This window comes from Ignavibacteriota bacterium (assembly GCA_016716225.1).
Lineage (GTDB): Bacteria > Bacteroidota > Ignavibacteria > Ignavibacteriales > Melioribacteraceae.
In genome coordinates this window covers 4,017,454-4,029,579 of sequence record JADJWT010000001.1, presented here as the reverse complement: position 1 = coordinate 4,029,579, position 12,126 = coordinate 4,017,454, and the positions used below count along the sequence as shown (strand labels likewise).

The following is a 12,126-nucleotide window of genomic DNA, read 5'->3' as shown; positions in this document are numbered from 1 at the left end:
CTATTTTATCTTAATAATTTCAATTCTTCTATTTAATTCTTGACCTTCAAAAGTATTATTATCGCCAATCGGATTTTCTTCACCAAGTCCTTTTGTAATTATTCTGCCAGAATCTATTCCATTTTCGGTAAACCAATTTTTTACTTTTTCAGCACGCACTTGCGAAAGTTTTAAATTATAATTTGATTCACCAATGTTATCAGTATATCCACGGATTTCAATTTTTAATTCTGGATTATCATTTAGGATTTTTAAAACTTGATTTAATATAATTTCGGACGTTGAATTTATTTCCGCAGAACCAAGTAAAAATTGAACACCTTGTAAAATTACTGGTTTTTCTGAATTTAGAATTTCTAATGAAGAATTTAAATCCACAATTTTACTTTGTAGTGATTGTAAATAATTTTGATGATTATCTTTTACAAGCGGATTTGTTTTTAAAATATTTATTTCAATTCCATCAGAAACTCCGTCTTCATCTGTATCAAATTTATTCGGATTTGTTTTCGTCTCAAAAATTTCCTTTTTATCATCAAGCTCATCAATATCAGTATCAATCAAAGTTGGATTTGTTAGATATTTAAAAACTTCGTAGCTGTCGCCTAATCCATCTTTATCAGAATCTTTCAAATTAGGATTTGTGGAGTAAAGATCAATTTCATCAAAATCTAAAATGTCATCTCCATCAGAATCTTTAGAATTTGGATCAGTAAAAAAACTTTTTACTTCTTCAAAATCAGTTAATTTATCGTTATCTGAATCAAAACTATTTGGATTTGTTGAATACAAATTTATTTCATCTCCATCAGATAATCCATCTTCATCGCTATCAAATTTATTTGGATTTGTTCCTATCTCTTCTTCTAGTTTTGTAATTATTCCATCATTATCAAGATCATTTAAATTTCCTCCTTCCACAAATGTAAAGCCAATTCCAAAAGTATAGAATCCATCATTATATTTTTTATTTGTATAATTATTTAAATAATCTGTTGATGTAAAATTATAACTTGCGGAAAAATCAATAATCAAATTACTATTTATAGCAAGTTCAATTCCGCCGCCGATTGGAATTTGCAAATCCCAACCACTTTTTTTTTCAAATTCGCCACTTGGTAAATTTGTTACTTGCCACCGAAGTAAACCTAATCCGGTAAATAAATATGGGCTATAAATTTGTGATGTAAAAGGGCTGAAATTAATTTTAAATTCCAATGGAATTAATATTGTCTCCCATTTTTCTTTTGTGAAATCAACACTGGAAAGGTTTCCAAATCCTATTGCAACTTCGCTTTCCCAATTCTGATTTAGTTCGTACTTTACAAAACCTTTTCCCATTAACGAAAGAACATAAACTTCATTTTTAAATTCGGAATCTGGAAAAAGTAAATTGCCATTTATTCCGTATTTTATGGAATAATTATTTAATTGGGCAAAATTTATGTTTGATAATAAAATTAATATATATAATATTTTTCGACACATATTATATAATCGGATTTGCTTGAATTTTTATTAATTATTGAGATGAGAAAAAAATGCCGAAATAAATTCGGCATTAAAAAATATTTTTTATTTTATTTATAATTATTCTTAATCAATTTTCACAAATTCAATTCTTCTGTTTAATCTCTTACCTTCCGGAGTAGAATTATCTGCTATCGGATTTTCTTTTCCAAATCCTTTAGCTGTTACTCTTTCTTGAGGAACTCCTTTATTTATAAGCCAATAACGTACTGAATTAGCTCTTTGCTGTGAGAGTTTTAGATTTTTAAGTGCGTTTCCAACATTATCGGTATATCCGCGAATTTCAACTTTAATTTTAGGATAAATATTTAACGTATTTAAAACTCGTGATAACATTTTTTCACTTTCGGGAGTAAGTTCTGAACTTCCAGCCTCAAAGGTTACACCTTCTAAAATTACTGGAGTTTCAATGCTGAGAATTACATCATCTTCTGGATTTAAAGGATTTGTTTTTCTATCAATTTCAATTTTATCATTTACAGTTCCACCGTCTGTATCAGATTTTGAAGGATTTGTGTTAAACTTAAAAATTTCATCACCATCAGAAATGCCGTCTCCATCTGTATCTTGTTTTGCCGGATCAGTTTTGTATTTATGAATTTCGTCTCCGTCTTTTAATCCATCTTTATCTGAATCTGAATTGTTTGGATCAATTTTAAATTCCTCTAATTCAATTTTGTCTTTTATTCCATCAATGTCAGAATCTTCTCTTAGCGGATCAGTTTGAGTTTGATAAACTTCATCACCGTCTGTTATTTCATCTTTATCAGTATCAATTAAATTTGGATTTGTCGTATAATTTTTAATTTCATCATTATCTGTTAAACCATCACCATCACTATCTGAGTTTAACGGATCAGTTTTGTATTGATTGATTTCCAATCCGTCAGTTAAACCATCATTATCTGAATCTGAATTATCCGGATTTGTACCCAATTCAATTTCTTGATCTTTAGTTAATCCATCTAAATCGGAATCTGAAGTTCCCCCTTCACCAGTAAAAATTAATCCAATTCCTAGATTCCAAAATCCGTCATTAAAATCGCCGCCTTTTACATAATTTACATAATCAGAAAATATTTGGTTATATCCTCCGGAAAGATCAAGCAAAATGGAATTTGATAACTTCATTTCAATTCCAAGCCCAATTGGAGAATATAAATCTGCACCATCTTCTTTTGTTGAGCCAATTACTTCGCTTGGCTTATCTTCAACATTCCATTTTGCGTAACCAATTCCGCCATAAAGATATGGATTAACTGATTTAGAATTAAACGGACTTAAGATCAATCTCAAGTCCGCTGGAATTAGTGTAGTTTCCCAATAATTATTTTTGGTATCTTCTCCAGCAAGTCTTGCATAACCAGCACCTGCTTCAATATCAAATAAATCAATAATTTTGAAACGAAGAAAAGCTCTGCCGAGAAAAGATAATTTCAGATCATCATTTTTAAAATCTGTTTCGGGTAATAAACCAGATGCATGAATTCCAATTTTATATGGATAATCATTTAATTGTGCAAAATTATTTGTAAATGAAAATAAAACGAGATTACACAAAATTAAATAGAATATTTTCTTATGCATTTGGGTTACCTTTTTATTTATTTTTTAGAAGATCCCTAATTTCCGTTAAGAGAGTTTCTTCTTTTGTTGGAGCCGGAGGTGCAGCAGGAACAGCTTCTTCTTTTTTCTTCAGCGAATTCATTGCTTTAACAACCATGAAAATTGCAAACGCAATAATTAAAAATTCAACTATTGTATTAATAAAAGAACCGTATTTTAAAATAACAGCTTCAGTAGTTTCTGTAGCTGCTTTTACTACAATTCCCATTTTGGAAAAATCTACTCCACCTAATAAAACTCCTATTGGAGGCATAATTACATCTTGAACTAATGAATTTATAATTTTACCAAAAGCACCGCCTATTACAATACCAACTGCCATGTCAATAACATTACCTTTCATGGCAAATTCTTTAAATTCTTTCATCATACTCATGGTTTTACTCCTTTCTTTTTAATTGATTAAAATAATGCGTATGCAATTCCAATTTGTAAAGCTTCTTTCATTTGTGTTTTCTTAATTTGATCTTCATCATAAATAAGAAGTACATTAAAATTAACATTAACTAATTTGCTAATTTGGGCAGTAATAATATTATCAAATCTTACATCCCAAACGTCAAGCTCATTAAAAGCACTAAATAATCTTAATTCGCCGGTGTAAAATAAATTATCATCAAGCTTAAAATTTGCAGAAGTTACTGATTCAATACCAGTTTCAAATTTGAATTTTTCAACTTCGTCTAAAGTTTCAACATCATCAGAATATCCAGTAAATTTGCTTGTGAATGTTTCTTGAAATCCAAAACCCAAACGTGTTGTAAAATTATCCGAAATTTTATATGCCATACCGATTGACTGCATCAAATAACCCGGATCAAAAAATGCTGCAGTTTGAATGGGAGAATCTCCACTATAATCATAACCATTTGCTAAAACGGTTCTAAATGTATTTGCAAAATATGGATCTGCAAACCATCCGGCACTATAAGTTAAAAGATCTTCAAGAAAAATTTCATTATCAGTAGTTTTATAATCTTCCGAGCCTAATTTGGTTTTACCAAAAGCTAATTTTAGTTTATTTGTGAATGACCATGGTTTATCAAAATAATCTAAACCAAAATTGCCATAAAGTGTAAATGCTAAAGCGTCTTCACCGCCTTGTGTCCAATTATCCAAAGCAATTTGACTGATATTTAATCCGGCAACACCAATCGGGAGCCAAGTTTTTTGTGCAATACTATCTTTTTTTGTATCTTCAGCAAAAACCGAAATAGTAAACACAAGTGTTATTAAAAGAATTTTCTTCATAGTTTCTCCATAATTTGTGATAAGTAAATCCCCCTTTTGTGTGATTTAAATCACCTAAATATATATAACTCTAAAGATTATTACCAAATCTAATATTTATATAAATTCAATTTCTTGAATATCTTTTAATATTTCATTTCCAATTGGAATCCAAATAAAATTAAAAAGTTTTACTGAAATATTTGCTTTTTTGGGTCGAATTTTAATTGTTTCTAATTGTTCGATCGATAAATCAAATTTATCATGAAGAATATGTAATTCTTCTTGAAGTTTATCTTGCAAATCCACCATTTCTTGATTTAATAATTCCATTTCTTCTTGTGCACGGTTTATATCTCCGGTTTCTTTCATTGCTTTTCCGGCAGATTTCATTGCAGTTCCAGCTTTACTAATTGTGGAAGTGCTTATTGCTTTTTTACCAAATAATGCACCTAAAATTGTTGAACCAACAGAAATTGCTGTCTGCAATTTTACTTGCGTTGATTGTGACTTTTCTCTATCAATTTTTTCTTGTGCTCTGCGAATTTTTGTTTCAAGAGTTTGAATTTTTCTTGCAAATTTATCTTTAATTATTCCGATTTCCGTATCACGTTTTTCTCTAGTAATTTGAGTTAATCTAATTTTAAAATCTCTATCACTTTCAAGTGGATTTGAAGTTTGCTTAAAATTTGGACTGTAAAAAAGTTCAAGTGAGTAATCAGTTGTTAAATAATCTTCAAAGAATTTTTGCCATGTTGGAAAATTTTTAATGTTTTTAGCTGAGTTTGGGAGTTCAGAATATGAAATATTATCTTTTGCTTCTTTTGTTAAAATATTTTCATCTATTTTAATTTCGTAACCATCATGCCATTTTACTGAAATTACATCACTGGTAATTGGAACAATAAAACTTGAGGTTTTTTTATAATCTATACCTTTTGTTTTATCAAGGAAATTAACATCTGCTTGAGCAAATAAATACGGCTGATAAACAGTTTTAGAAATTTCAGTTTCGGTAATTTCTCTTTTTAAATAAATTGGTTTTACTTCTTTTGGCAATGGATTTACAGAAATTTTATTTGAATTTAAATTTATTGAAGTATTTAAATTTTCGGATTCAGAGGAGTTTGGATTTTTTAATTCCTTAATTTGATTTCTCGTTAACGGTCCCCGTAAATATGACATTACCCAACGTGTATTAAACACAACTGGATGAGGTTCATGAACATTATGTAAAAGGAAAATTCTATTATCCAAACTTGAGAGAAGTTTATCAATTTCATTTCTATCAAATTTACTTCCACCTTCCAAAGTTGCACCTTCTAATCCGTCCAAAACACGCATTCTATCTCGCTCTGTTTGAAGTCTGCCGATAAACCAAGTTCCGGCATTTGATAAACTTTTATAATCCAAATCAACCGGATTTTGAGTTGCCAAAACTAATCCTACTCCAAATGCTCTTGCCTGTTTCAACAAAGTTAAAAATGGTTTTTTTGTCGGTGGATTTGAAACTGGAGGTAAGTAACCAAAAATTTCATCAACATAAAGTAATGCTCGTAAACTTGTTGTGCCGGATTGAGTTCTTACCCAGCCAATAAGCTGATTTAAAAGTAAAGAAGTGAAAAACATTCTTTCTGAATCTGAAAGATGTGCAGTATAAAAAATTGATGTTTTTGGTTTCCCGGAATTTGAGTATAAAAGTTTATCAATATCAAGCGGTTCTCCGGTTAACCAAGTTTGAAATCCCGGTGCAGACAAAATATTATTCAACTGCATTGCTAATTCAAATCTTTCCTTTTCTGGATAGAAAGATTCAATATCAAAAACACCAATTTTTGTAAATGGGGGAGTTTGAACATTTTGAATTATTGTTGCCAAATCCAAATCTTTTTTATTTGTCCAATGAAATTGAATGATATTTGAAAGCAAAATATGTTCTTTACTTTTTAAAGGATCTGCATCAATTCCCAATAACCCTAGTAAACTTGCAGTTGTTGCTGAAATTTTATCACCAAATAAATCTCCATCATCAATAATTTCGTCACTTGGTGATTTGAAAGAATCCAAAATTGAAATCGGCATTCCTGCAGTACTTCCTGGTGTGTAAATTATAAAATCTGAATTCTCTCGAAGCATTTTAATTCTGTTTCCGTCTTGTCCCCATTGCTGCAAACCGTTTTTCCAGAGTTGGGCTTGCGAATCGGCAAATTCCTCGGGAGAAACTCCTTTTCTTTCCGCATCAGATTTATTAATCCAAGGAAGAAAATCTTTTCCTTCCAAATTTGGAAAAGTGAGAAGTAAATTTGTTATATCACCTTTTGGATCAACAACTAAAGCCGGGATATTATCAATTGCCGCTTCTTCAAGAAGGGAAATACATAAACCGGTTTTTCCGCTTCCGGTCATTCCAACACACACTGCATGGGTTGTTAAATCTTTTGAATCATAAAGAACCAAATCATCTTTTAGAGTATTTGAGGTTGGATCAAAAATTTTTCCCAAATAAAATGCACCAAGTTTTTCAAAATCTGCCATATTTATCACCTTAAAATTGCTGATTAAATTTTGCTCTAAATTAATAATAATATTGAAATAAATTTATAAATTTTTAGAAAATAAAATTTTAATTTTCTAAAAAAACATAAATTCTAAATATTCGAATTAAACTATTTTAGTTTTGAAAAATAAAAACTAGTTTTGGAAATGATAAAGAAATAATATAGCAATTCTTAAAAATAAAATTGATTATTTTTCTTAAATCAAAAATAAATTTAAGAGAAAAAATGAAATTAAAATCAATACATGTTTATTTATTAGTATCTGCTCTTGCAATAATTGGGATTGTTTACTTTGCAATAAACGAAAATTCTATAAATAACACTTCATTCACGGAACAACAAATGCCAAACGATGATGTTCATTCTCAATTGAATAATTCTCAATCACCAACAGGACAAAACGTAACATCAGAATTTAAGAATAGATTAAAATCACTAGAAGATTATGTTACCAAAAATCCAAATGATACAGCAAAAGTTAGAGAATATGCCGATTTACTATACGGTTCGCATAATCCGCAAAAATCAATTGAGCTATATAAAACAATTTTATCAAAGGATTCCAAACGAACAGATATTTTAATGAGTTTGGCAATTATTCAATTTGAGCAAAATAATTTTGCTGAAGCTGAAAATTATATTTATAAAATTTTGGAAGTAAATCCTAAAAGTGTTGAAGCAATTTATAATCTTGGAGTAATGGAAGCAAGAAAAGGTAATTTTGATAAAGCAAAATTAAATTGGACGAAAATTGTAAATGAATTTCCGAATAGTAAATTAGTGGAAACCGCAAAAACATCACTTGCAAAGTTAGATAACAAAAACTAAATGATGTTGACTGAAAAAAAAGCGATTTTGATAAACTTGCTAAAATTATTCCGGGAATTGATTCATATTTAAATGTTGCTAAACTTGTTGGTAAAATATCCGGACCAATGAATTCTTTAGATGATCTAAAACCGGTATTTAAAAATTTGGGAATGGATGAAAAAATGGTTGTTGAAAAGTTGAGAGCTTAATTTAATTTTTCTTTTGAGTTTAATTTAACCTCCAAGGTTTGCAAAATCTTGGAGGTTTTTATTTATTAATCATTCTTTTCAAATCTTGTAATTTTGCAATCTTGGAAATCTTGCAATTTTTTATTTAGAAAATATTAAATCCTTTTTTGTTAACTCTGCATTTGTAAATTGAATTTGTTTCGTCTTCAGTAATGTAAAAAGTCATTAAATCTTTTCCAGCAAATTCAACATTGCTTGGTTTTAATCCGGGAGTTTTAACTTTCTTCAAAATTTTTCCTTCGGGAGAAATTACATAAATATTTCCACCGCCAAAATGCGCAACGTATAAATTTCCTTCTTCATCAAAATTTAAACCATCCGGATCTCCGCCGGGAATTACCACAAATATTTTTTTATCTTCTAAAGTTCCATTAGAATTTAATTTAAAACTTAAGATTCTTGATTTTGCGGATTCTGATAAATATAATCTTCCATCTTTTGGAGAAATTCCAATTCCGTTTGGAAATGCAATACTATCTAAAACTTGTTTAAGCAAATTAGTAGAAAAATTATAATAGAAAACTCTGCCGTCAAAAATTTCGGGTCCCCAAGTTTTTGGATCTGTAAAAAATAAATTTCCATTTTCATCAATTGTCAAATCATTTGGTCTGTTAAATTTTTTCCCCTCAAATCCATTAATTAAAATATGCGTTTTTCGATTTTCATCAATTTTTAAAATTACACCTTTTCCAAAATCAGTTGCCAATATTGATCCATCCGGTATTGCGAACATTCCGTTGGTTTTTTGAAATGTTGAATCTGAAGCAAGAAGAAAAGTATCAATATTTGTTTCGGATATTCTTGTTAACCAATTTCCGTTGCAATTTGAAGAATATAAATTTCCTTTTTGATCATAAGTTATTCCTTCGGGAAATTGTTGATTTGAAACAACTAGTTCCCATTCAGAAAATTCAATATTTTCTTGAGAATTTATATTTATAAAAAACGCAAATAAAATAATCGGAATGATTTTCATCATAAATTTTTGATTAAAGAACGATATTAAATATTTAAGAAATTACTTTTCGTTTGGATTAAATTTATATCCTTTTATAGGTTCACGCAAAGTTAGAACTGGACATGGAGCTTTACGTACAACTTTTTCTGCTGTACTTCCAAAAAGCAAATGCTCCATTCCGGTGTGGCCATGTGTCGCAATTATAATTAAATCGATATCCAATTCTCTTGCTGTTTCGTTAATTTCAACAAATGGTTTTCCGGTTCTAATTATTGTTTCCACTTGAATTTCAGAACCGATCTCTTCTTTTGCTAAAGTTTCTAATTCTTCTTTTGCACGTTCATTTAATTCAGTATCCGTTACGGGAAAAGTTACTTGTCCCATGCTGAAATCAGAAGGATAAATAACCGGCTCAACAACATAAACGAGATAAATTTTTGAATTAAATTTTTTGGAAAAGTTTACTGCATACCGAAGTGCATTTTTTGAATAATTGGAGAAATCAACTGGAACTAATATTTTTGTTATTGATTCCATTTCGTACCTCCTATATTAAATCATGGATTTTTAATATTCTTTATGTTAAAACTTATTTTTGAAATTTAAGGATTTCTTATAATTTCAACTTAATCAAAAATTCCAGATTCCGCAACTCTCCAAATTTTTTGACACGGAAATTTATTTTCATAAAGTGCTCGACCAATAATTACCGAATCAATTCCGCACTCAGCATTTTCTTGTACTTTCATTAAGTCATCAAATCCAGAAACTCCGCCGGAAAGTGTAACTTTTGTATTTGTTGCGTCGGCAATTTTTTTGCATAATTCTATATTGGGTCCATCAAGCATTCCATTTCGTAAAACATCAGTTACTACAAAACGGTTAACTCCAATTTCAGATAATTTTTTTGAAAATTCTACGGCAGAAATTCCGGCTTTTTCTTTTCTAGCATGAACTACAAGTTCATCATTTACAACATCAATTGCAGCAGAAATTTTAAGTGGACCAAATTTTTCAAAAATTCTCTTAAATTCTTTAGGATTAGAAAATGCAAGCGAACCAATTACTAAACGGAAAACCCCTAAGTTTAAAATTTCTTCAGCATCATCAATATTAGTTATACCTCCACCAAATTCAATTGGGATAATTACCGAATTACAAATTTCTCCGATTAAATCTAAATTTTTTCTTGAGTGCTCACGCGATAAATCAAAATCTACAACGTGGATTACTTTTGCATTTTCCGATCTCCAAATCATTGCCATTTCAACCGGATCGTTTCCATATTCCTTACAATCGAGTTCGGGAATTCCTTGAACAACTCTTACTGTTTTTCTATCCTTAATATCAATTGAAGGAATTACTAAAATTTTTCTCATTTATATTTTCCAAATTCCATTATTTTTTATTGTTTTTCTGCTTATAACTAATTTTTGAATTTCGCTTGTGCCTTCAAAAATTCTTAATATTCTTGCATCTCTATAAAATCTTTCGATCGATAATTCTTTTGAAAATCCCATTCCGCCATGAATCTGCAATGCCATATCAGCAACTTCTGAAACTGCTTCCGAGCAAAATAATTTAACCATTGCGGCTTCTTGCATAACTTCATCTTTATTATCATATTTTTCGGCAGCGCGGTAAAGAATACTTTCCATTGCGTAAATTTTTGTTGTCATTTCCGAAATCATAAATTGAATTCCTTCAAATTTTGAAATCGGTTGCCCAAATTGTTTTCTTTGATTTGCATATTCAACAGAAAGTCTTAACATTTCTTTTGCTGCGCCAACACTTGCGGCACCAATTCCAATTCTTCCAGCATCCAAAGTTTTCATAGCTATTGCAAAACCTCTACCATCAGCACCAATTATATTTTCTTGAGGAACTTCAACATTTTCGAAAGTTAAAGTATTTGTAACACTTCCTTTAATTCCTAATTTTTTTTCATTTGCACCAACAATAATTCCGGGGAAATTTCTTTCAACCACAAATCCAGTAATGCCTTTTTCTGTTCTTGCAAATACCGAATAAACATCAGCAATTGCTGCGTTTGTAATCCACAATTTTTGACCATTTAATATCCATTTTGTTCCATCAAATTTTGCAGTTGTTTGTAAATTAAATGCATCTGATCCAGCATCTGGCTCTGTTAAAGCAAATGCTGCAATTTTTTTGCCAGCAGTTAAATCATGCATATATTTATATTTTAAATCTTCTGACCCGCCAATGTAAATTGCATTTGTTCCAATTGATTGATGCGCACCAATAAATGTTGCGGTTGAGCCGCAAGCTTTTGTAACTTCTTCTTGAGCAATGCAAAATCCATATTCTCCGAAACCTCCGCCGCCGTATTCTTCAGGAAAAGCAGTTCCAAGCATTCCAACTTCTGCAATTTTATTTATCAATTCTTTAGGAATTTCTTCATTTTGATCAATCTGAGCAGCTAAAGGTCTTATTTCCGAATCTGTAAAATCTTTTACCATTTCTCTCAGCATTTTTAAATCTTCTTTATTTACCATTTATCCTCAATAAGGTTTAGAAAAATTAAATCAACATTTTAATTATAATATATTTTAGTTAAATCTCTAAAGAATAGATTTCAGAGTGAAATTAATATCACATTTTGAAATAATTTCTTAACATAAGTTATAATTATCCGATTATAATTAGTGAAAAATAATTTATGGAGGTTTGATGCAAACAGTTCTTGATACAGAATTCGCAACTTTAAAATATTATCCAGAAAAAAGAATTGTTCATCACGAAATAAAAAAATTTTTATTTGGTGATAATTTTAGAAATTTTATGCTTAAAGCTGCGGATGTTTTTGTTCAAAATAAATGTACAAAATGGCTTTCCGATGACAGAGGAAATTCTGCTTTAAAGCAAGATGATTTGGATTGGGCACATGCAAATTGGGAACCAAAAATATTTAAAGCCGGTTGGAAATTTTGGGCAATTATTTTACCGGAAAAAGTTGTAGGACAAATGAATATGAAAAAAATAATTGAACGTTACCAAGGGATGGGAGTAAAAGTTAATGTTTTCAGTGATCCGAATTTAGCTATCGCTTGGCTGGAAAAACAATAAACTATAATAATTGGTTGCCTCAAAATATTTTGAGACAACCAAATTTTTTATTACGCAAAAAAGAAATAATAAATTG

Annotated in this window: 12 protein-coding genes; 3 read left to right on the top strand and 9 right to left on the bottom strand. The window is 29.7% G+C overall.

From position 1 onward, the window contains the following. From IPM32_17315 to IPM32_17295, 5 genes are all read right to left on the bottom strand, one after another. Complete coding sequence (locus IPM32_17315) at positions 1–1,488, bottom strand: OmpA family protein (GenBank protein ID MBK8947009.1); 1,488 nt, start codon at positions 1,486–1,488, stop codon at positions 1–3. A gap of 108 nt (positions 1,489–1,596) precedes the next feature. Then, positions 1,597–3,117 (bottom strand): OmpA family protein, encoded by a 1,521-nt coding sequence (locus tag IPM32_17310; protein ID MBK8947008.1) that lies wholly within the window; start codon positions 3,115–3,117, stop codon positions 1,597–1,599. Between the two features lie 13 nt (positions 3,118–3,130). Then, complete coding sequence (gene mscL, locus IPM32_17305) at positions 3,131–3,526, bottom strand: large-conductance mechanosensitive channel protein MscL (protein ID MBK8947007.1); 396 nt, start codon at positions 3,524–3,526, stop codon at positions 3,131–3,133. A 32-nt stretch (positions 3,527–3,558) separates the two neighbouring features. Further along, a complete protein-coding gene (locus IPM32_17300; protein MBK8947006.1) occupies positions 3,559–4,407 on the bottom strand; it encodes a DUF3078 domain-containing protein in 849 nt (282 codons plus the stop codon). 96 nt (positions 4,408–4,503) lie between these two features. Beyond that, the gene (locus tag IPM32_17295; protein MBK8947005.1) at positions 4,504–6,921 is read right to left on the bottom strand and encodes a DUF87 domain-containing protein; all 2,418 of its coding nucleotides are present in this window, start codon (positions 6,919–6,921) and stop codon (positions 4,504–4,506) included. Between the two features lie 248 nt (positions 6,922–7,169). On the opposite strand from IPM32_17295, the gene IPM32_17290 reads away from it, so the two are divergent. Both IPM32_17290 and IPM32_17285 read left to right on the top strand, forming a co-directional pair. Beyond that, positions 7,170–7,772 (top strand): tetratricopeptide repeat protein, encoded by a 603-nt coding sequence (locus IPM32_17290; protein MBK8947004.1) that lies wholly within the window; start codon positions 7,170–7,172, stop codon positions 7,770–7,772. A 44-nt stretch (positions 7,773–7,816) separates the two neighbouring features. Next, positions 7,817–7,963: a hypothetical protein gene (locus IPM32_17285; protein MBK8947003.1), complete on the top strand. Its 147-nt coding sequence runs from the start codon at positions 7,817–7,819 to the stop codon at positions 7,961–7,963. Positions 7,964–8,087: 124 nt separating this feature from the next. Here the strand turns inward: IPM32_17285 and IPM32_17280 are convergent, their stop codons facing one another. The 4 genes from IPM32_17280 to IPM32_17265 form a co-directional block, all read right to left on the bottom strand. Beyond that, complete coding sequence (locus tag IPM32_17280; GenBank protein MBK8947002.1) at positions 8,088–8,981, bottom strand: SMP-30/gluconolactonase/LRE family protein; 894 nt, start codon at positions 8,979–8,981, stop codon at positions 8,088–8,090. A gap of 39 nt (positions 8,982–9,020) precedes the next feature. Then, positions 9,021–9,497 (bottom strand): universal stress protein, encoded by a 477-nt coding sequence (locus IPM32_17275; GenBank protein ID MBK8947001.1) that lies wholly within the window; start codon positions 9,495–9,497, stop codon positions 9,021–9,023. An 89-nt stretch (positions 9,498–9,586) separates the two neighbouring features. Continuing rightward, positions 9,587–10,339, bottom strand: coding sequence for a 1-(5-phosphoribosyl)-5-[(5-phosphoribosylamino)methylideneamino] imidazole-4-carboxamide isomerase (locus IPM32_17270; GenBank protein ID MBK8947000.1), 753 nt, complete (start codon positions 10,337–10,339; stop codon positions 9,587–9,589). Continuing rightward, the gene (locus IPM32_17265) at positions 10,340–11,479 is read right to left on the bottom strand and encodes an acyl-CoA dehydrogenase family protein (GenBank protein MBK8946999.1); all 1,140 of its coding nucleotides are present in this window, start codon (positions 11,477–11,479) and stop codon (positions 10,340–10,342) included. It lies immediately after the preceding gene. Between the two features lie 175 nt (positions 11,480–11,654). Here IPM32_17265 and IPM32_17260 point away from each other — a divergent pair, with 175 nt between their 5' ends. Beyond that, positions 11,655–12,050, top strand: coding sequence for a hypothetical protein (locus IPM32_17260; protein MBK8946998.1), 396 nt, complete (start codon positions 11,655–11,657; stop codon positions 12,048–12,050). Positions 12,051–12,126 lie beyond the last annotated feature (76 nt).

Coding starts and splice junctions, on each gene's coding strand:
- IPM32_17270 (MBK8947000.1), bottom strand. CDS start 10,339: ATGAGAAAAATTTTAGTAATTCCTTCAATTGATATTAAGGATAGAAAA.
- IPM32_17310 (MBK8947008.1), bottom strand. CDS start 3,117: ATGCATAAGAAAATATTCTATTTAATTTTGTGTAATCTCGTTTTATTT.
- IPM32_17260 (MBK8946998.1), top strand. CDS start 11,655: ATGCAAACAGTTCTTGATACAGAATTCGCAACTTTAAAATATTATCCA.
- IPM32_17280 (MBK8947002.1), bottom strand. CDS start 8,981: ATGATGAAAATCATTCCGATTATTTTATTTGCGTTTTTTATAAATATA.
- IPM32_17300 (MBK8947006.1), bottom strand. CDS start 4,407: ATGAAGAAAATTCTTTTAATAACACTTGTGTTTACTATTTCGGTTTTT.
- IPM32_17265 (MBK8946999.1), bottom strand. CDS start 11,479: ATGGTAAATAAAGAAGATTTAAAAATGCTGAGAGAAATGGTAAAAGAT.
- IPM32_17275 (MBK8947001.1), bottom strand. CDS start 9,497: ATGGAATCAATAACAAAAATATTAGTTCCAGTTGATTTCTCCAATTAT.
- mscL (MBK8947007.1), bottom strand. CDS start 3,526: ATGATGAAAGAATTTAAAGAATTTGCCATGAAAGGTAATGTTATTGAC.
- IPM32_17315 (MBK8947009.1), bottom strand. CDS start 1,488: ATGTGTCGAAAAATATTATATATATTAATTTTATTATCAAACATAAAT.
- IPM32_17295 (MBK8947005.1), bottom strand. CDS start 6,921: ATGGCAGATTTTGAAAAACTTGGTGCATTTTATTTGGGAAAAATTTTT.
- IPM32_17290 (MBK8947004.1), top strand. CDS start 7,170: ATGAAATTAAAATCAATACATGTTTATTTATTAGTATCTGCTCTTGCA.